The following is a 19,978-nucleotide window of genomic DNA, read 5'->3' as shown; positions in this document are numbered from 1 at the left end:
GCAGGTCACAGGCCTGTACGTCGCCCCGCGCGCACCCTCCGCGGGGTGCGCTCCGCCCGCCGGTCCCGGCCCCGCCGCGGCCCTGCGCGGGACTCCGGGTCTCGGCCCCGCCCTCGGCGACCCGGGCCCGTCCGGGCGCCGGTAGATTGACGCCCGTGCCAGAGACCCACAGCAGCCTCGACACCGTCGCCGTCGCCAGCGGGGACCCCTCCCGCGAGCAACCGTGGTCCGACCTCGGCCTCAAGGCCGACGAGTACGCCCGGATCCGCGAGATCCTCGGGCGCCGGCCCACCTCCAGCGAGCTGGCGATGTACAGCGTGATGTGGAGCGAGCACTGCTCCTACAAGTCCTCCAAGGTGCACCTCAAGCAGTTCTCCGAGATCCCGCAGGAGACCCCGGTGGGCGCGATGCTCGCCGGGATCGGCGAGAACGCCGGCGTCATCGACATCGGCCAGGGCTACGCCGTGACCTTCAAGGTCGAGTCGCACAACCACCCGTCCTACGTCGAGCCCTACCAGGGCGCGGCCACCGGCGTCGGCGGCATCGTGCGCGACATCCTCGCCATGGGCGCCCGCCCGGTCGCGGTGATGGACCCGCTGCGCTTCGGCCCCCTCGACGCCCCCGACACCCAGCGCGTGCTGCCCGGGATCGTGGCCGGCGTCGGCGGCTACGGCAACTGCCTGGGGCTGCCCAACATCGGCGGCGAGGTGGTCTTCGACGAGAGCTACCTCGGCAACCCGCTCGTCAACGCCCTCTCCGTCGGCGTGCTGCGCCACGAGGACCTCCACCTGGCCAAGGCCAGCGGCGTCGGCAACCAGGTGATCCTCTACGGCGCCCGCACCGGCGGCGACGGGATCGGCGGCGTCTCGGTGCTCGCCAGCGAGACCTTCGACGCCGACGGGCCCGCCAAGCGGCCCAGCGTGCAGGTCGGCGACCCCTTCATGGAGAAGCTGCTCATCGAGTGCACCCTGGAGATCTTCGCCGCGGGCCTGGTCGCCGGCATCCAGGACCTCGGCGGCGCCGGGCTCTCCTGCGCGACCTCCGAGCTGGCCTCGGCCGGCGACGGCGGCATGCACGTCGAGCTCGACCGGGTGCCGCTGCGCGACTCGACCCTGGCTCCCGAGGAGATCCTCATGAGCGAGAGCCAGGAGCGCATGATGGCCGTCGTCGAGCCTGACGACGTCGCCGCCTTCCTGGCCGTGTGCGCCAAGTGGGACGTCGAGGCCGTCGTGGTCGGCGAGGTCACCGACACCGGCCGGCTCCAGATCGACTGGCACGGCCAGCGCGTCGTCGACGTGCCGCCGCGCTCGGTGGCCCACGACGGTCCGACCTACCAGCGTCCCTACGCCCGCCCGGCGTGGCAGGACGCCCTCCAGGCCGACGGCGCCGAGTCCCTCCCGCGCCCCTCGGGCGGTGCGGAGCTGCACGACACGCTGCTGCGGCTCGTGGCCAGCCCCAACCTCTGCGACAAGTCCTGGGTCACCGACCAGTACGACCGGTACGTGCGCGGCAACACCGTGCTCGCCCAGCCGTCGGACTCCGGGATGATCCGCGTCGACGAGTCGACCAACCTCGGTGTCGCGGTCTCCACCGACTGCAACGGCCGCTTCGCCAAGCTCGACCCCTACACCGGCGCCCGGCTGGCGCTGGCGGAGTCCTACCGCAACGTCGCCACGGGTGGCGCCGTGCCGCTGGCCATCTCCGACTGCCTCAACTTCGGCTCGCCCGAGGACCCCGACGTGATGTGGCAGTTCGCGGAGGCCTGTCGCGGGCTCAAGGACGGCTGCCTCGAGCTGGGCATCCCCGTCACCGGCGGCAACGTCAGCCTCTACAACCAGACCGGCGAGACCGCGATCCTCCCCACGCCCGTCGTCGCCGTGCTCGGCGTGGTCGAGGACGTCACCGCCCGCACCCCCAGCGGCTTCGCCGGCGCGGGTGAGCGGATCGTGCTCCTCGGCGAGACCCGCGAGGAGCTCTCGGGCTCGGAGTGGGCCCACGTCGTGCACGGACACCTCGGCGGGCTGCCGCCGCGGGTCGACCTCGCGGCCGAGAAGGCGCTGGCCGAGCTGCTCCACGAGGCCTCCGGCCAGCGCGCCGGGCTGCTCACCTCCGCCCACGACCTCTCCGACGGCGGTCTCGCCCAGGCCCTCGTCGAGGCCGGGCTGCGCCACATGGTCGGCGCCCGCGTCGACCTCGCCGGCGTGGCGGGCGGCGACGCCTTCGTCGCCCTCTTCGCCGAGTCCGCCGGGCGCGCGCTGGTCACGGTCGCCGAGGGCGACCTGGAGCGGCTGAGCGCCCTGGCCGAGCGCCACGGCGTACCGCTGACCGACCTCGGCACGACCGGCGGCGACACCCTCGTCGTCGAGGGCCACCTCGAGGCCCCGCTGCTCGAGCTGCGCAGCGCCTGGATGGCCACCCTGCCCGCCGCCATGGCCGGCCCGGTCACCGAGGCCTCGCTCGCCTAGTCCCCAGCACGCCAGCACCCCAGCACGTCAGCACGTCCGGCACCGACGTCGAGCGGACCCGCCCGCGGCCGATGAGTCCGGGCCGCCGGGCGGGTCAGCCCGTCCGTACGCACCCCCGAACCAGACCCAGGAGGCCCCCGTGGCCCGCATCGTCGCCACCTTCTTCATCTCCCTCGACGGCGTCGTCGAGCGCCCCGACCAGTGGCACTTCCCCTACTTCACCGAGCAGATGGGCGAGGTGATCGGCGCCGGGATGCAGACGCGCGGGGCCTACCTCATGGGCCGGCGGCTCTACGACGAGTGGGCCGCGCACTGGACCGCCCACCCCGACGACGACGAGTTCGGGCCCTTCATCACCCCCCTCCGCAAGTACGTCCTCTCCTCCCGCCCGCTCGACACCGACTGGGAGAACAGCCACCTCGTCACCGGCGACGACGCCGAGGTCGCGGCCCAGGTCGCCCGGATCAAGGAGGAGACCGAGGGCGACATCGGCATGTCGGGCTGCGCCACCACCGTGCGCTGGCTGCTGGCCCACGGCCTGCTCGACGAGCTCGAGCTCCTCGTGCACCCCCTCGCCGTCGGCACCGGGCAGCGGCTCTTCGAGGACACCGGCCAGGTGCCGCTGGAGCTGATCGGCTCCACCGTGCTCGACTCCGGCGTGCTCCACCTGCGCTACGCCCCCGCCCCCGCCCCTGCCGGGAGCTGAGCCCGCGCCCGGGTCGGCGATGATGGGGTCGTGCCCGACGACCTGCCGCTGACGAGGACCCTGGTGATCCCGGGCTCCGAGCTGGCCGAGCGCTTCTCGCGCTCCTCGGGGCCCGGCGGGCAGGGCGTCAACACCGCCGACAGCCGCGTCGAGCTCAGCTACGACGTCGCCGCCTCCTCGCTGCCGGCCAGCACCCGGGCCCGGGTGCTGGAGGCGCTGGCCGGCCGGCTCGTCGACGGCGTGCTCACCGTGGCCGCCAGCGAGCACCGCACCCAGCTGGCCAACCGGCGCGCGGCGCGCGAGCGGCTCGCCGACCTCGTGCGCCGGGCCGCCGCGCCACCCCCGCCGCCGCGCCGGGCCACGCGCCCCACCCGCGGGTCGAAGGAGCGCCGGCTCTCGGCCAAGAAGCGCCGCGGCGACGTCAAGCGGGGGCGCGGCGGCGGCTGGGACTGACCAGCCCTCCGCCCGAGCCGCCCGCGGCGCGGCTCCGAACACCCCCCGTGCCCTCCCGCTCCCCGCGCCACCCCTCCGCCCCCACCCCGGCCGGCCGGGGCGGCCCGCTGCGGCGGCGTACGCTCCTGTCGCTGCCCGCGCTCGGCGCGCTCGGGCTGGCCGCGACCGCGTGCGCCGACCAGGAGGAGGGCTTGGACCCCGTGGACCCGCAGGCGAGCAGGCCGGCCCAGGGCCGGACGGCGTACGGCGAGGGGCCGAGCCAGTTCGGCGACCTCTACCTGCCCGAGGGTGCGCCCCGCGGGGTCGTCGTGGTGCTCCACGGCGGCTTCTGGCGCGCGGAGTACGGCCTCGACCTCGGCCAGCCGCTCGCGGAGAGCCTGGCCGAGCAGGGCTGGGCGGCCTGGAACCTGGAGTACCGCCGCGTCGGCACCGGGGCGGCCGGGGGCGGGGGCGTGCCGGAGACCCTCGACGACGTCGCCGCCGGCATCGACGCGCTGCGCGACCTCGGCCTCGACCTCACCACGGTGGTCGCGCTGGGCCACTCCGCCGGCGGCCACCTCGCGACCTGGGCGGCCTCCCGCGGGCGCTTCGCGCCGTGGGCCGGCGGCGTCGAGGTGACCCACGTGGTCTCGCAGGCGGGCGTCGTCGACCTCGGCGGCGCCGCGCGGCAGGACCTCGGCGGGGGAGCGGTGCAGGCCTTCCTCGGTCACGACTACGGCCCCGACGACGCCCCCGTCGACCCGCTCGCGCAGGTGCCGCTCGACGTGCCGGTCTGGTGCGTGCACGGCTCCGAGGACACCATCGTGCCGGTCAGCCAGTCCGAGACCTACGTCGACGCCGCCGTCGCGGCCGGGGCCCGCGCCGAGCTGGTGCGCGTCGAGGGCGACCACTTCGTCGTCATCGACCCCGACTCCGAGGCCTGGACCGCCACCCTCGCCGTGCTCGACTCGATCGCCTGACCCGCCCGGCCGCTCGACCCGGCCGCCCGACCCGGCCGCTCGACCCGGGTGCCGCGCCCGCTGGCGCCCTCAGTCGCCGATCATCCGCAGCAGGGCGCGGACGAGGTCCTCCTGCTCGGCGGGCGAGGGCAGGGCGGGGTGCGCCTCGGCCTCCCCGGCGTCCCCGGCCTCCCCGGCTTCGTCGGGGTCGACCGCGACCGGCTCGGTGACGGCGAGGGCGGCGTTGTAGTAGATGCCGTCGCCCACGAGCTGGGCCATGCGGGCCACGACCCGGTCGCCGGTGGCGCGCAGGAGCACGTCGTACCACTCCTGCTCGAGGGCGTGCATCGTGCGCACCGCGCCGACGTGGCCGCTGCGGGCCAGCGTCTGCACGGCCTGCGCGGTCACGCCGAAGGGCGACTGGGCGTGGGCGGCGCTGCGGATGAAGTGGCCCACGGCGCTCTCGGCGGTGGTGCCCATGGCTTTGACGTCGTCGCGCCCCAGCCGCTCGAGGCGCTCGACGAGCCCGGCGGCCAGGGCCTCCTTGGAGGCGAAGTGGTAGATCAGCCCGCCCTTGGAGACCCCGGCGGCGGCGGCGACGGCGTCGAGGGTGGCCGCGCGCTCGCCCAGGTCGTTGAGGCAGGCCTGGTAGGCGTCGAGGATCCGCTCGCGGGCGGAGGACCGGGGAGAGGTCATGGGGAGGAGCCTACGACTGGGCACTATACCGACCAGTCGGTATAGTGAACGTCATGACCACCCTCCACCCCGTGACCGCGGCCCCCCGGCGGGCCGGGCGCCGGGAGTGGGCCGGCCTCGCCGTGCTGATGCTGCCCGTGCTCCTGGTCTCCATCGACAACACGGTGCTGAGCTTCGCCCTGCCCGCGATCGCGCTCGACCTGCGCCCCAGCGCCGCCGTGCAGCTGTGGATCGTCGACGTCTACCCCCTCGTCCTGGCCGGGCTGCTGGTCACCATGGGCAGCCTCGGCGACCGGGTGGGCCGCCGGCGGCTGCTGCTCGTCGGTGCCACCGGCTTCGCGGCCACCTCGGTGCTCGCGGCCTTCGCGACCTCGGCCGAGGCCCTCTTGCTGGCCCGACTCCTGCTCGGCGTCTTCGGCGCGGCGCTCATGCCGTGCACGCTCTCGCTGCTGCGCGGCATGTTCGAGGACCGCGCCCAGCGCCGCCTGGCCATCGCGGTCTGGGCCACCGGCTTCGCGGCCGGGGCGGCGATCGGGCCGGTCGTCGGCGGCGTCCTGCTCGAGGTGGCCGACTGGGGTGCGGTGTTCCTGATCGCGGTGCCGATGCTGCTGCCGCTGCTCGTGCTGGCGCCCGTGCTGGTCACCGAGTCGCGCGACCCCGCGCCCGGGCCGCTCGACCCCGTCGGCATGGTGCTCTCGATGGCCACGCTCGCGCCGGTCGTCTTCGCGATCAAGCACGTCGCCGTCGCCGGGCCCGACCTGCTCGCCCTGGGCTGCGCGGCGCTCGGCGTCACCGCCGGGGTCGCCCTCGTGCACCGGATGCTGGCGCGGCCCCGGCCGATGCTCGACGTGCGGCTCTTCACCGTGCCGGCCTTCGCCGGGTCGGTGCTGGTCAACCTGCTCAGCGTGATGGCGCTGGTCGGGCTGCTCTACTTCCTCTCCCAGCACCTCCAGCTCGTCGTGGGTCTCAGCCCGCTCGACGCCGCCCTCGTGCTCGTGCCCGGCACGGTGGCGATGGTGCTGGCCAGCCTCCTCGTCGTGCGCCTCGTACGCCGCTGGCGCCCGGCCACCCTCATGACGGCGGGGCTGGGCCTGGCCGCCGCGGCCTACGCGGGCGTCGCGGTGGCCGGCGGCTCCGGCGGGGTCGCCCTGCTCGTCGTGGCCTTCGCCGCCCTGGCCGCCGGCGTGGGCATCGCGGAGACGCTGTCCAACGACCTGATCATCGCCGCGGTGCCGCCCGCCGAGGCCGGCGCGGCCTCGGCGGTCTCCGAGACCGCCTACGAGGTCGGCGCCGTGCTCGGCACGAGCGTGCTCGGCGGGCTGCTCGCCGCGACCTACCGCTCCCACCTCGAGGTGCCGGCCGGCCTCGACGGGGCCCAGGCCGACGCCGCCCGCGAGACCCTCGCCGGCGCGCTCGCCCTCGCCCCCACCCTGCCGGCCGACACCGGCGCCGCGCTGACGGCCTCGGCCCAGGCCGCCTTCGTCGACGGCAGCAGCCTCACCGCCGCCGGCGGCGTCGTGCTGATGGCGCTGGCCATCGTGGTGACCCGCCGCGCCCTGCGCGACGCCAGCGCCTGACGCCGGCCCGGTCGGGGTCACGCGCCGCGTCAGGCGCTGGCGCCCCCGCCGTACCGGACCGAGCGCGGGGTCGGCACCCGCGCCTCGGGTCCGGGGCCGGGCTGGCAGTGGGGGCACCACCAGGTGCGGCGGTTGGCCGGGTCGTCGGGCAGGTCGGCGACCACGAGGACGGTCGTGCCGCAGCGCAGGCAGGGCTTGCGGGCGCGGCCTGAGACCCAGTGGTCCTCGCCGCGGCGGCTGCTGCCGGTGGTGACCTGGTAGGCCCCGGGCACGAGGGCGGAGTGGCGCAGCGCGCGCCGGGCGTTGGTGACCAGCCGGTCGACGTCGAGGTCGCCGACCGGCGTCCAGGGGCTGGTGCCGGTGATGAAGGCCAGCTCGTTGGCCCACAGGTTGCCCAGGCCCGCGACCTTGGTCTGGTCGAGCAGTGCGCTCACCAGCGGCACCGCCGGCTCCGCGCGCAGCCGGCGCACGGCCTCGTCGTGGTCGAAGTCCGCGCGCAGCGGGTCGGGGCCGAGGTGGCCGATGAGGCGGTGCTCGTCGCGGGTGGCGACGAGGTCGAGCTGGTGCAGGCGCAGGCCCCAGGCCGTGGTGCCGCGGTCGGTCTCGAGCACCACCCTGACCTCGGGCATCATCCGCCGCGGCAGCTGCTTGCCGGGCCCGGTGGTGGCCCACTCGCCGTCCATCAGCAGGTGGGAGTGGAGCGTGACGTCGTCGTCGGAGCCGTCACGACCCGGCCCCAGCCGGGTCAGCAGGTGCTTGCCGTGGGTGGCCAGCTCCCGCACCTCGCGCCCGGCGAGGTCACGGGTCGCCAGCCGCGGCACCCGCAGGTCGCTGCGCGCGATCGTGCGGCCCAGCAGCGTCGGCTCCAGCCGACGTGCGAGCTTGTGGACGCTGTCACCCTCCGGCACGGGTCAGAGTCAACGCGCTGCGCGCGCGGGCGACCACACCCGTCCGGCGGGGACCCGGGACGCCCCGGGCCCCGGGCCGCTCAGGCGAAGACCCCGTCGGGGAAGGCGCCGTGGTCGAGGGCGCGGCGCACCAGCGGCTGGCCCAGCTCGGCCAGGCGGAGGGCGCCGGTCTCGCCGAGGTGGTCCCAGGGCGCGGCGGCCATCTCGGCGGTGGCGGCCTCGACGCGCGAGCGCAGTGCGGCGCCCTCCTCGGTGAGACCGCCGTCGGGGCCCGTCAGCCCGCGGGCGGCCAGCGCCTCGACCGTCTCCTGCCACTGCTCCGGGGTCCAGCCGCGGGTGGCCTGGGCGGCCGGCACGGTGAAGCCGCGGCCGGTCGCGGTGTGGCTGACCAGCGCCTCGACACCGGTCAGGCCCGCGGCGAGCAGGGCGGCCACGTGTCCGTCGCCGCGGTGCTCGCGCAGCAGCGTGAGGGCGTGGAAGAGCACGAGGTGGGGCTCGGAGGGCCAGGCCAGGTCGGCGTGGGCGGCGTGCAGGGGGCGTCCGGCCACCGAGCAGCCGGCGGCCGCGGTGCGGGCCAGCTCGGCGGCCTCGGCCACCTCGGGGGAGGCCAGGACCTCCTCGCCCAGCAGGCGGCGGTAGGCCGCGTCGACACCGCGGTAGCGTGCGGCGGTGACGTCCTCGGGGGCGGCCGCCTCCCAGCAGGCCGGCACGAAGTGGGCCACGAGGTCGGGGTTGAAGACGTAGAACGTCGCCGCCACCGGCCCCGCCCCCACGCGCCCCATCGGCGCCGAGCGCCCGGCGAAGTAGGCGGCGCGGCCCGGGCGCACGCCGAGCGCGGTGATCTCGTCGGACACCTCCGGGGCGAAGTAGCAGAGGGCGTGCAGGGTCTCGAGGGAGCGGGCGACGCGCCCGGAGGTCTTCGGGTCCATGGGGTCTGTCTACACGGCGGAGGGGCGAGCCGCTGTGCTCCCGGGGGCTCCCTGGGGCTCCCGGGGGCTCCCTGGGGCTCCCCGGGGCTCCCCGCGGTGCTCGCCCGTGGTCCGCGCCCGCACCGCGCCGGTTCCGGAGCCGCCTAGGCTGACCGGGTGACCCACCGACCGCGCCCGCGCCCCGGCCGACCCCGCGGGCGCCGCTGATGCCCGCCCGGCTCCGGGTCGCCCCCGCCGCCGACGTGGCCGCCGCCCTCGCCCGCGTCGAGGTCGCCGGGGCCGCGGGGTCGGCGCCCGACCGCGCCGACCTCCGGCTGCTGGTCAAGCACTTCCTCGCCGTGCTCGAGCAGCGCGCGCCGGGCCACTCGGTCGAGGTGCGGGTCCCGCCGTACGCCGCCGTGCAGGTCATCCCGGGGGTGCGCCACACCCGCGGCACCCCGCCCGCCGTCGTGGAGACCGACGCCCTGACGTGGATCGCCCTGGCCTCCGGCTCGCTCACCTGGGGCGAGGCCGACGCCGCGGGCCGGGTGAGCGCCAGCGGGCAGCGCGCCGACCTCGCGCCCCACCTGCCCCTGACCTGATCCTGACCTGCCCCCCGCGCGACCGCAGCCACCCGCGCGCGACCCGGCGCCGGGCGACGGCGATAGGTTGGCCGGCATGAGCCAGCCCGACCTCCTGACCGACTCCGCCGCCATCCGTGCCCGCGTCGACGAGCTCCTGCCGGGCATCCGTCGCGACCTCGAGGACCTCGTGCGCATCGAGTCGGTCAGCGCCGACCCGGCGCGCGCCGGCGAGGTGCGCCGCAGCGCCGAGGCCGTCGCGGAGCTCTTCCGCGCCGAGCGCTTCGACTCCGTCGACGTGGTGAGCGCCGAGGGCGGGGCGCCCGCGGTGATCGCCCACAAGGCGGGTCCCGAGGGTGCGCCCACGGTGCTGCTCTACGCCCACCACGACGTCCAGCCGGAGAACGACCACGCCGACTGGGACTCCCCGCCCTTCGAGCCCACCGAGCGCGACGGACGGCTCTACGCCCGCGGCGCGGCCGACGACAAGGCCGGCATCGCCGCCCACCTCGGCGCGCTGCGCGTCTTCGGCGACGACCTCCCGGTGAGCGTCACGATGTTCATCGAGGGCGAGGAGGAGGTCGGCTCCGACACCCTCCCCGCACTGCTGGCCGATCACGCCGAGGCGCTGCGCGCCGACGTCATCGTCATCGCCGACTCCGGCAACTGGGACATCGGCGAGCCCGCGCTCACCACCAGCCTGCGCGGCCTCGTGCGCGCCGACGTGGAGGTGCGCACCCTGACCCACGCGGTGCACTCAGGCATGTGGGGCGGGCTCGTGCCCGACGCGCTCATCGCCCTGAGCCGCGTCATCGCCAGCCTCCACGACGACGCCGGCGACGTCGCGATCGCCGGGCTGGTGTCGTCGCCCGCCGCCGACGTCACCTACCCCGAGGAGCGCCTGCGCGCGGAGTCCGGCGCCGTGCCCGGCATCACCTGGATGGGCACCGGCTCCGCCGTCGAGCGGCTGTGGACCAAGCCGTCGCTGAGCATCACCGGCCTCGACGCGCCCAAGGTCGACGGCGCGAGCAACACCCTGGTGCCCGCGGCCCGCGCCAAGATCAGCCTGCGGGTGGCCCCCGGCGACACCGCCGACAACGCCCTGGCCTGCCTGCGCGCCCACCTCGAGGCCCACACCCCCTGGGGTGCCGAGCTGACCCTCACCGTCGTCGACACCGGCGAGCCCACCCGCATCGACGCGACGGGGCCGGCCTACGACGCCGCCCGCGCCGCCTTCGCCGAGGCCTGGGACGGCACCGAGCCGATCGACATGGGCGTGGGCGGGTCGATCCCCTTCATCGCCGAGTTCCTGGAGGCCTTCCCCGAGGCCAGCGTGCTGGTGACCGGCGTGGAGGACCCCGACACCCGCGCCCACGGCGCCAACGAGGGCCTCCACCTCGCGGAGTTCGAGCGCGTCGTGCTGGCCGAGGCGCTGCTGCTGGCGCGTCTCGCCCAGCGGTGAGCCAGCGGTGAGCCGGGCCTGACACGGGGCCTGACACGGGGCCCGACGCGAGGCCCGACACAGGGCCCGACACGGGGTCCGACGCAGGGCCGGGACGGGGCCGACCCGGGCCGACGCGGGGGCACGTGCCGACGGCCCGCCCCCTGGGGAGGGCCGGGCTACGGTGGGCGGATGGACGCGGAGACCCTCGCCTTCCTCGGCGACCACCGCGCGCAGCGACTGGCCCCCCTGACCGACCGGCTCGTCGCGACGATCGAGGCCAGCAACCCGGGCTACCAGCTGCGGCGGGTCGTGCCGAGCGAGGACCTGCGCCGCTCCTGCCACGACAACATCGACCGCGTGCTCGAGCTGCTCGGCCAGGAGCCGACCGGCAGCCCCGCCCACGACCCGGCGTACGACGCGGCGCGCGAGACCGGCCGCCGTCGCGCCGAGCAGGGGCTGCCCCTCGACGACGTGCTGCGCTCCTTCCGGATGGGCGGGCGCCTGATCTGGGACGACCTGGTCGACCACGCCGAGGCGGCGCTCACCTCCGTGGAGCTGCGCGCGGTCGGCGGCCGGCTGTGGGAGGTCGTCGACGAGACCTCCGCCCAGGTCGCGGCGGCCTACCACGCCCACGAGCGCGCGGTCGTGCGCGCCGACGAGCAGCAGCGCGCGGAGCTGTGGGAGGGCCTGCTGAGCGGGCGGGCCCAGGAGGCGTCCTTCGCCTTCGAGGCGGCTCGCATCCTCGACCTGCCGGTGTCCGGTGACGTCATCGTCGCGATCGGTGGCGGCGTCGACCCGCTCCAGGCCGGGTCGGTGGTGGCGCCCCACGCCTCGGCCTGGGTGCGCCGCACGGGCGGCGTCGTGGGCCTGGTCGCGCTGCGCGAGGACTCACCGCGCGAGGCGCTGCAGCGCCTCGAGCGCGTCGCGGCCGCGGCGGGCGGGCTCGGCGTCTCCGCCGTCGTCCACGGCCTCGCCGGGGTCGACACCGGCTTCCGGCAGGCCTCGCTCGCCCTGCGCACCCTGGGCCGCGACGGGGGGCTCGCCACCTTCGACAGCCGCCTACCCGAGGCGCTGCTCATGAGCGCCCCCGACGTCGCGGCCCGGCTGGTGTCGGTGTGGCTGGGCCCCCTCCTCGCACTGCCCCGGGTCGAGCTCGTGCCGCTGGTGGACACCCTCGAGGCCTGGGTGGCGACCGGCGGCTCGGCCACCTCCACCGCGGAGCGCGTGCACTGCCACCGCAACACCGTGCTCAACCGGCTGCGCCGCGTCGGCGAGCTCACCGGGCGCGACGTGCTCGGCGGCGCACCCCCGGTCGAGCTCGACCTCGCGCTGCGGGCGCTGCGCACGGGCGGCTGAGCCGGCGCGGCCCCGACCTGGCGCCGCTGTGCAGGGTGCACAGTGGCAGTGGTCACATCGTGGGCGCGGTGGGCATGGTGACTGACAGCACTCCCTGTCAGTCTTGTCATCCTCGGGACGCTTCATGGGGGAGCGCCCGGCACCCACCTGGAGGCCACGCATGACCGAGCTCCACGACCACCAGTCGGCCGCCCCGCCGGCCGCCCTGGGCCGCCGCAGCTTCATCGGCTACGTCCTCGCCGGCACGACCCTCGTCGTCGGCGCCGACCTCGCCACGGGCAGCAACCGTGCCTCGGCCGCGATCCCGTCGGGCCCGCAGCTGCCCGAGCTCTACGACCTCGAGGACCTGCAGACCGACTCGGCGCTGCCGACCTCGCAGCTGATCACCGTCACCATCAACGAGGACGGCACTGCGTCGTTCGAGCTGCCCCGCACCGAGGTCGGCCAGGGCATCCTCACCTCGACCACGATGATCCTCGCCGAGGAGCTCGACCTGCCGATGAGCAAGGTCAAGGTCACTCTGGCCCCGGCTCGTCCCGAGCTGGTCTTCAACCAGCTCACCGGCGGCTCCAACACCACCTTCTCGACCTACACGCCCGTGCGCGTCGCGGGAGCGCTGGCCCGGCAGAAGCTGCTCGAGGCGGCGGCCATCCTGTTCGGCACCACCGCCGACCGCCTCACGACCACCGGCGGCGTGATCAGCGACCTGGCCGGCAACAACGTCACCTACGGCGACATCGCCGGTGACGCCGCGAGCCAGGTCGTGGAGGCCGTCGAGGTCGTGCTGCGGCCCCCGTCCGACTTCCGGGTCATCGGCACCCCGAAGAACCGGCTCGACGCCCGCGCGGCGGTCACGGGCAAGAAGGACTTCACCACCGACCTCGACGTGCCCGGCGCGCTGCCGACCATGGTGTGCCGCGCCCCCGAGCACCAGGGCACCCCGAAGGAGAACGGCCTCAAGAACCTCGCCGCCATCAAGAGGATGCCCGGGGTGACCCACGTCGCGCAGATCAGCAGCGGCATCGCCGTGCGGGCCAAGACCTTCGGCCACTGCATCGACGCCATCCGCGAGATGCAGGTGGACTGGAACCCCGGCACCGCCAGCGGCGAGTCCGACGAGACCGTCCTGGCCGGCATCAAGCGCGCCGAGCTGCCCCTCGTGGTGCCCGACGTTCCGGTGCTGGCGGAGTCGGTGGAGACCGAGTTCGAGTTCATGTTCCGCAGCAGCGCGGCCCTCGAGCCCTACGCCGCCATCGCCGACGTGCGTGAGGACGGCGCCGAGATCTGGGCCGGTCTCAAGGTGCCGATCCTGGCCCAGGAGAACATCGCGATCATGCTCGGCCTGCCGGTCGACGCGGTCAAGGTCAACGTCATCACCGGCGGCGGCTCCTTCGGTCACAAGCTCTTCGGCGACCACGCCCTGGAGGCGGCCGAGATCAGCAAGGCGATGGGCGTGCCCGTGAAGCTGATGTGGCACCGCGCCGACGAGCCGCGCCAGGGTCGCCTGCACCCGATGGCCACCTCCCGGGTGCGCGCCACGGTGCTCAAGGGCGGGCTGACCGGCGAGGACCAGGTGCTGAGCTTCGAGCAGCGCCACACCAGCGTCGTCACCGACTTCAGCCACGGGCTCGGCGAGATCCTCACCGCCACCGCCGACGAGCTGCCCACCGAGGTCGGTCGCTACCTCGGCGGCCTGACCTTCTCGCAGTCGATCTTCACCCTGACCCAGGAGCTGCCCTACGACTTCGGTGTCGTGACGCAGCTGCTCAACGAGACCGACCAGCGCTTCCGGACCGGCTCCATGCGCAACATCTACTCTCCCGACGTCGCCGTGGCCGCCGAGCTGACCATCGACCAGCTGGCGAAGAAGGTGGGGATGGACCCGCTGGCGTTCCGCATGAAGTTCCTCAAGAACGACCGGGTCAAGGCCGTCCTCGACAAGGTCGGGAAGGAGGGCAACTGGGGTCGCTCGCTGCCCGCCGGCGTGGCCCAGGGCGTGGCCATCCACAAGGAGTACAAGGGCGCCACGGCCATCCTGGTCGAGATCGACACCCGTCCCTCCACGGTCAACCGCGACCTCGGTCCCGAGACCGTGACCGGCCCGCGCGTGACCAAGGTCGTCGTGGCCGTCGACTGCGGCCTGGTGATCAACCCCCGCGGCGTCGAGGCCCAGATGCAGGGCGGGGTGATGGACGGCATCGCGCTGACCCTCACCAGCTCCTGCCACTTCAAGAACGGGCGCTTCCTGGAGGCCAGCTGGGACAACTACTTCTACACCCGCCAGTGGAACGTGCCGCCCGAGGTCGAGGTGCACATCATCGAGACCGACTCCGACACCCCGGGCGGGGTCGGCGAGGCCGCGGTGGGCTCGACGGCGGCCGCGGTGGCCTGTGCCTACGCACGCGCCACCGGCACGCTGCCCAAGCGGTTCCCGATCAACCACGACGACCCGATCGCCTTCAAGCCGAAGTCGTTCGTGCCGCCCGTGCCCCCCTCGCCCACCAACGGGCTCAAGCTCACCTACTGACCAGGAGCCCGACATGGCGAAGCAGACCTTCATCCTCAACGGCAAGCCGGTCACGGTGAACGTGAACGACGACGTGCGCGTGCTCTGGGTGCTGCGCGACCTGCTCGGGGTCACCGGCCCCAAGTACGGCTGCGGCATCAACGTGTGCAAGGCGTGCACGTCGCACATCAACGGCCGCGCCTTCAACCCCTGCTCGGTGCGGGTGGGCGACCTCAAGCCCAAGGACCGCGTCACCACCATCGAGGGGCTGGCCGACGGCGGCAAGCTCCACCCGATGCAGCAGGCCTGGATCGACCGCGACGTCGCGCAGTGCGGCTACTGCCAGCCCGGCCAGATCATGGCCGCGGTGGCGCTGGTGCGCAAGGTGCGTCGCGAGGGTCGCAGCATCACCGAGCGCGACCTCGACACCATCCGCAACATCTGCCGGTGCGGCACCTACACCCGCATCCGCGAGGCGATCCTGCAGGGCGCCCGCGACATGTGAGCAGCAGTCGGGGTCGCCTCAGAGCGCGGCCGCGGGCAGGCACAGCGAGAACGTGCTCCCGCGGCCCAGCTCGGAGGCGACCTCGACGCGTCCGCCGTGCCCGGCGGCGATGCGGGCCACGATGGCCAGCCCCAGGCCCGTGCCCGGGCGGCTGAGCGCCTCGGGGTTGGTCGAGCGGAAGAACTCCTCGAACAGCCGACCGCGGTCCTCGGCCGAGATGCCGATGCCCTGGTCGACGACGTCGACCACGACCTCCGCCGATCCCGACGTACGCCGCGAGCCCACGACCACCTGCACCTCGCTGCCCGGGGGGCTGTACTTGACCGCGTTGCCCAGCAGGTTGGTGACCGCCCGCTCGAGCTCGTCGGCGTCGCCCTCGACCACCAGCCGCGCCGGTGCGCCGTCGGCCCGGGGCGGCGCGAGGGCGACCTCGCGGCGCTGGGCCTCCACCCGCACCAGGTCGTGGGCCTCGGCGACCACGCCGAGCAGGTCCACGCGCTCGGCCTCGACGAGGCGCTCGGGGTCACCCACGCGCGAGAGCAGCAGCAGGTCGTCGACCACGCGGGCCAGCTTGGTCGTGCCGCGACCGATCGCGGCGAGCGAGGCGGTGGCCCGGGCAGGCAGCTCGTCGAGCACCGTGAGCAGCTCGAGGTGGCCGACCACGGAGGTGAGGGGGTTCTTCAGCTCGTGGGAGACGGTGGCGATGAGGCGGGTCTTGTAGACGTCGAGGGCCTGGAGCTCCTTGACCAGCCGGTGCTCGCGCTCGAAGCCGCGGGCGTTGAGCACGACCCGGCCCAGGTCGTGACCGATGTCGAGCACGGCCTCGACCTGCACGTCGGTCCACTCCGGGCAGGTGGCGGCGCGGGTGAGCACGAGGTTGCCCAGGCACTCCGGGCCGGCGCCGATGGGCACGAACATGATGGAGCCGACCCCGATCGAGTCGAGGAAGGCCACGACGGCGGCGTGGTCGCCGGCGGGCAGCTCGGCGTGGCGCTCCCGACCGGTGTCGATGACCTCGACCCGCTGGCGCGACCAGCACTCGCGGGCAGCGGCCTCGGCGACGCGCACCAGGCGCGCGGGCAGCACCACCTCGCTGCCGTCGACGGCGAGCAGCACGCTGGCGCCGCGGTCGTCGGCGTCGAAGACCTGGATCCACATGCCGGCGGCGCCGAAGCCCTCCACCAGCGCCGAGCCGGTCTCCTCGAGGATCTGGGCGAGCCCGTGGTGGCTGCTGGCGTTGCGGACGATCTCGCGGGCGGTGCCGGCGAGGCGCACCTGCTCGGCCAGCTCCTCGCGCTGGAGCGTGAGCAGCGCCGCGTGGGCGGCCTGACGGGCGTACTCCTCCAGCACCCGGCGCGCCGCGGGCCCGGGGCGGCGACCGTCGCGGGGGAGGTCCATCGAGAGCAGGCCGATGAGCCGGCCGTCGGGGGCGAGCAGCGGGGCGCACAGCAGGTCGAGGGGGTGCCAGGCGTCGGGGCCCTCGAGCGGCACGAGCTCGGGCACCCAGCCGTCGACGGTCAGGTCGGGGTCGAGGTGGTCGAGGCGCTCCTGGGGCACGAAGCGCAGCGCCCCCCACGCGTCGGCGATCTCCATCTCCGCCTCGAGGGAGGCGACCGTGGTGCGGGTGCCGAGGAGCGCGCCCGCGGCGTCCTCGTCGCCGGCCACCGCCACCACCTCGAGCTGGTCGACGTCGCGCACCAGCGACAGGGCGGCCACGCCGAAGCCGGCGATGCGGGTGACGCCCTCGGCGACGACCTGGAGCCCGTCGCCGGCCGGGCTGGGCGTGGGGCGGGGTGCGTCGGCGGGGCGGGTCGCGAGCGTGCGGGCAGCGTGCGTCGGCTCGTCGAGCGCTGCGCGCCACGTCGTCACCCTGCACCCCTTCCGAGCGCCCGCCGGCGGTGGGGCGCTCCTCCCGAGAGTAGGGGTGAGGGGGCTGCGCTGACCCGGGATCGGCCCAGGCCAGGCCCGGTTCCTGTCCGTTCGGTCCGGGGCCGGGTGGGTCGATCGGCCTAGTCCGGGCGGCACCCGACCTGGGGAGGGGGCTCGGCGCGAGCCGCGCCGGGTGTCGTGCGCCGCGGCCGCCGCGGGCTGGGCGATGGTCGGCGGCCGCCCCGGGAGGGCCCTAGACTGGGGGCCGTGCCCTTCATCAGCAGCGCGCGCAGGGGTGGGGACGGCCGGCTCACGACGGCCCTCGACCCGCAGGACCAAGGACCGCAGGACGCGTGTGGCGTCTTCGGCGTCTGGGCCCCGGGGGAGGACGTCGCCAAGCTGACCTACTTCGGTCTCTACGCCCTCCAGCACCGCGGGCAGGAGTCGGCCGGCATCGCGGTCTCCAACGGCCGCCAGATCCTGGTCTACAAGGACATGGGCCTGGTCTCCCAGGTCTTCGACGAGACCACCCTCGACTCGCTCAAGGGCCACCTCGCGATCGGCCACTCCCGCTACTCCACCACCGGGGCCAGCACGTGGCAGAACGCCCAGCCCACCTTCCGGCCCACCGTCGACGGGTCCATCGCCCTGGGCCACAACGGCAACCTCATCAACTCCCACGAGCTGCGCGAGATGGTCGAGGCGCTGCCCGGCCCCGACGACGAGCTCGACCTGCACCAGCGCCCGGTGGAGCACTCCACCAACGACACCGGCCTGGTGACGGCGCTGCTGGCCCACCACCCCGACTCCACCCTGGAGCAGCGTGCCCTCGAGGTGCTCCCGCTGCTGCGCGGCGCCTTCTGCTTCGTGTGGATGAACGAGAACACCCTCTACGCCGCCCGTGACCCCCAGGGCATCCGCCCGCTGGTGCTGGGCCGCCTCGACCGCGGCTGGGTCGTGGCCTCCGAGGACGCCGCCCTGGCCACGATCGGCGCCTCCGTCGTGCGCGAGGTCGAGCCGGGCGAGATGATCGTCATCGACGAGAACGGCCTGCGCTCGCACCGCTTCGCCGAGCCCGACCGCAAGGGCTGCGTCTTCGAGTACGTCTACCTCGCCCGCCCCGACGCCACCATCTCCGGGCGCAGCGTGCACGAGTCGCGCGTGGAGATGGGCCGCCAGCTGGCGCGCGAGTACCCCGTCGAGGCCGACCTGGTCATCCCGGTGCCCGAGTCGGGCACCCCGGCCGCTGCTGGCTACGCCGAGGAGAGCGGCATCCCCTTCGGTCAGGGCTTCGTCAAGAACGCCTACGTCGGGCGCACCTTCATCCAGCCCAGCCAGACGCTGCGCCAGCTCGGCATCCGGCTCAAGCTCAACGCGCTGGAGCACATGATCCGCGGCAAGCGGATCGTCGTGGTCGACGACTCGATCGTGCGCGGCAACACCCAGCGCGCCCAGGTCAGGATGCTGCGTGAGGCCGGCGCCCGCGAGGTGCACGTGCGGATCTCCTCACCGCCGGTGAAGTGGCCCTGCTTCTACGGCATCGACTTCGCCACCCGCGCCGAGCTGATCGCCAACGGCCTCAGCCCCGAGGAGATCGCCGCCAGCGTCGGCGCCGACACCCTGGGCTACATCTCCCTCGACGGGATGATCCAGTCCACCAAGCAGCCCGCCGAGCGGCTCTGCCAGGCCTGCTTCACCGGCGAGTACCCCGTGCCGCTGCCCGACGAGAACCTGCTGGGCAAGCACCTGCTGGAGACCACCCTCTCCTCGCCGACCCTGGGCAAGGCGCTGCCCGTGCTCAACAACCCCTGACACCACCCCGGAAGGTCACCCGTGAGCGAGTCCAACGCGTACGCCGAGGCGGGCGTCAACATCGAGGCGGCCGACAAGGCCATCGAGCTGATGAAGGTGTGGGTCGACAAGGCCCGGCGCCCGGAGATGATCGGCGGGCTGGGCGGCTTCGCCGGCCTCTTCGACGCCTCCGCCCTCACCCGCTACGAGCGGCCCCTGCTGGCCACCTCCACCGACGGCGTCGGCACCAAGGTGGCGATCGCCCAGGCGATGGACGTCCACGACACCATCGGCTTCGACCTGGTCGGCATGGTCGTCGACGACCTCGTGGTCTGCGGCGCCGAGCCGCTCTTCATGACCGACTACATCGCCACCGGCCGGGTCGTGCCCGAGCGCATCGCCGCGATCGTCAAGGGCATCGCCGAGGCCTGCCTGGAGGCCGGCTGCGCCCTCATCGGCGGCGAGACCGCGGAGCACCCCGGCCTGCTGGCCCCCGACGAGTACGACGTGGCCGGCGCGACCACCGGCGTGGTCGAGGCCGACCGCCTCCTCGGCCCGGGCCGGGTGCGCCCCGGCGACGTGGTGCTGGCCATGGAGGCCAGCGGCCTGCACTCCAACGGCTACTCCCTGGTGCGCCACGTGCTGCTCGGCGCCCCCGCCGACGGCGGCGCCGGCTGGGCGCTGGACCGCGACGTGCCCGAGCTCGGCCGCACCCTGGGCGAGGAGCTGCTCACCCCCACCCGGATCTACGCCAAGGCCTGCCTCGACCTCGCCGACAGCGTCGAGGTGCACGCGATGTCGCACGTCACCGGCGGTGGCCTGGCGGCCAACCTCGAGCGGGTCATGCCCGAGGAGCTCGTGGCCGTGCTCGACCGTGCGACCTGGACCCCGCAGCCGATCTTCGACCTGGTGCGGCGCGTCGGCGACGTCTCGCAGCCCGACCTCGAGGCCACCCTCAACTGCGGCGTCGGCATGGTGGCGATGCTGCCGGCCGCCGAGGTCGACCGGGCCGTGGGCGTGCTCGCCGGCCACGGCGTGCGGGCCTGGGTCGCGGGCCACGTGAGCAGCAGCGACACCGACGGCGGACGCGTCCTGCTGACGGGCCAGCACCCGGGCTGGTGAGGCCTCCGGGCGGGGTCGGACCGGGGCTCGGACCGGCCCGGCCCGGCACGGCCCGGCTCGCCCGGCCACGGTGATTTCGACGACACGATCCACCGTCGGCGGCCCCGCGGCGGGGCGGACCGACGAGATCGGTGGTCCGAAACACCGGACTGG

Annotated in this window: 16 protein-coding genes; 12 read left to right on the top strand and 4 right to left on the bottom strand. The window is 74.9% G+C overall.

The window, feature by feature from the left end:
• Positions 1-155 precede the first annotated feature (155 nt).
• The 4 genes from purL to LPA27_RS13825 all read left to right on the top strand — a co-directional run bounded on the left by purL (position 156) and on the right by LPA27_RS13825 (position 4,583).
• Complete coding sequence (gene purL, locus LPA27_RS13840) at positions 156-2,465, top strand: phosphoribosylformylglycinamidine synthase subunit PurL (protein WP_228942818.1); 2,310 nt, start codon at positions 156-158, stop codon at positions 2,463-2,465.
• Between the two features lie 139 nt (positions 2,466-2,604).
• Positions 2,605-3,171: a dihydrofolate reductase family protein gene (locus LPA27_RS13835; RefSeq protein ID WP_056903336.1), complete on the top strand. Its 567-nt coding sequence runs from the start codon at positions 2,605-2,607 to the stop codon at positions 3,169-3,171.
• 30 nt (positions 3,172-3,201) lie between these two features.
• A complete protein-coding gene (gene arfB / locus LPA27_RS13830; RefSeq protein ID WP_056863342.1) occupies positions 3,202-3,624 on the top strand; it encodes an alternative ribosome rescue aminoacyl-tRNA hydrolase ArfB in 423 nt (140 codons plus the stop codon).
• A 47-nt stretch (positions 3,625-3,671) separates the two neighbouring features.
• Positions 3,672-4,583: an alpha/beta hydrolase family protein gene (locus LPA27_RS13825; RefSeq protein ID WP_228942817.1), complete on the top strand. Its 912-nt coding sequence runs from the start codon at positions 3,672-3,674 to the stop codon at positions 4,581-4,583.
• 69 nt (positions 4,584-4,652) lie between these two features.
• Here the strand turns inward: LPA27_RS13825 and LPA27_RS13820 are convergent, their stop codons facing one another.
• A complete protein-coding gene (locus tag LPA27_RS13820) occupies positions 4,653-5,258 on the bottom strand; it encodes a TetR family transcriptional regulator (protein ID WP_228942816.1) in 606 nt (201 codons plus the stop codon).
• A gap of 53 nt (positions 5,259-5,311) precedes the next feature.
• On the opposite strand from LPA27_RS13820, the gene LPA27_RS13815 reads away from it, so the two are divergent.
• Complete coding sequence (locus tag LPA27_RS13815; protein ID WP_228942815.1) at positions 5,312-6,835, top strand: MFS transporter; 1,524 nt, start codon at positions 5,312-5,314, stop codon at positions 6,833-6,835.
• A 29-nt stretch (positions 6,836-6,864) separates the two neighbouring features.
• Here the strand turns inward: LPA27_RS13815 and LPA27_RS13810 are convergent, their stop codons facing one another.
• Together LPA27_RS13810 and LPA27_RS13805 are read right to left on the bottom strand one after the other, a co-directional pair.
• On the bottom strand, positions 6,865-7,743 hold the full coding sequence (locus tag LPA27_RS13810) for a DNA-formamidopyrimidine glycosylase family protein (RefSeq protein WP_228942814.1): 879 nt from the start codon (positions 7,741-7,743) through the stop codon (positions 6,865-6,867).
• 80 nt (positions 7,744-7,823) lie between these two features.
• Positions 7,824-8,672: an SCO6745 family protein gene (locus tag LPA27_RS13805; RefSeq protein ID WP_228942813.1), complete on the bottom strand. Its 849-nt coding sequence runs from the start codon at positions 8,670-8,672 to the stop codon at positions 7,824-7,826.
• A 206-nt stretch (positions 8,673-8,878) separates the two neighbouring features.
• Between LPA27_RS13805 and LPA27_RS13800 the strand changes: the two genes are divergently transcribed.
• From LPA27_RS13800 to LPA27_RS13780, 5 genes are all read left to right on the top strand, one after another.
• Positions 8,879-9,253, top strand: a complete 375-nt coding sequence (locus LPA27_RS13800; RefSeq protein ID WP_056903341.1) for a sterol carrier family protein — start codon at positions 8,879-8,881, stop codon at positions 9,251-9,253.
• Between the two features lie 76 nt (positions 9,254-9,329).
• On the top strand, positions 9,330-10,694 hold the full coding sequence (locus tag LPA27_RS13795) for a dipeptidase (RefSeq protein ID WP_228942812.1): 1,365 nt from the start codon (positions 9,330-9,332) through the stop codon (positions 10,692-10,694).
• Positions 10,695-10,865: 171 nt separating this feature from the next.
• Entirely contained in the window at positions 10,866-12,032 is a 1,167-nt protein-coding gene (locus tag LPA27_RS13790; protein ID WP_056903343.1) for a PucR family transcriptional regulator, read from the top strand.
• A 160-nt stretch (positions 12,033-12,192) separates the two neighbouring features.
• Complete coding sequence (locus LPA27_RS13785; RefSeq protein ID WP_056903344.1) at positions 12,193-14,559, top strand: molybdopterin cofactor-binding domain-containing protein; 2,367 nt, start codon at positions 12,193-12,195, stop codon at positions 14,557-14,559.
• Between the two features lie 13 nt (positions 14,560-14,572).
• Positions 14,573-15,043: a (2Fe-2S)-binding protein gene (locus tag LPA27_RS13780; protein ID WP_056863350.1), complete on the top strand. Its 471-nt coding sequence runs from the start codon at positions 14,573-14,575 to the stop codon at positions 15,041-15,043.
• A gap of 18 nt (positions 15,044-15,061) precedes the next feature.
• On the opposite strand, the gene LPA27_RS13775 is transcribed toward LPA27_RS13780, so the two are convergent.
• The gene (locus LPA27_RS13775; RefSeq protein WP_228942811.1) at positions 15,062-16,912 is read right to left on the bottom strand and encodes an ATP-binding protein; all 1,851 of its coding nucleotides are present in this window, start codon (positions 16,910-16,912) and stop codon (positions 15,062-15,064) included.
• A 267-nt stretch (positions 16,913-17,179) separates the two neighbouring features.
• On the opposite strand from LPA27_RS13775, the gene purF reads away from it, so the two are divergent.
• Positions 17,180-18,724, top strand: a complete 1,545-nt coding sequence (purF, locus tag LPA27_RS13770; RefSeq protein WP_056863352.1) for an amidophosphoribosyltransferase — start codon at positions 17,180-17,182, stop codon at positions 18,722-18,724.
• A 21-nt stretch (positions 18,725-18,745) separates the two neighbouring features.
• Positions 18,746-19,825 carry a phosphoribosylformylglycinamidine cyclo-ligase gene (gene purM / locus LPA27_RS13765; protein WP_056863353.1) on the top strand — a complete coding sequence of 360 codons (1,080 nt, stop codon included), beginning with the start codon at positions 18,746-18,748 and terminating at the stop codon, positions 19,823-19,825.
• Positions 19,826-19,978 lie beyond the last annotated feature (153 nt).

Origin of the sequence: Nocardioides sp. Leaf374, assembly GCF_916862475.1 — a bacterium.
GTDB lineage: Bacteria > Actinomycetota > Actinomycetes > Propionibacteriales > Nocardioidaceae > Nocardioides > Nocardioides kribbensis.
Note: the sequence above shows the minus strand (reverse complement) of the source record. Positions and strands in the feature narration are given on the sequence as shown.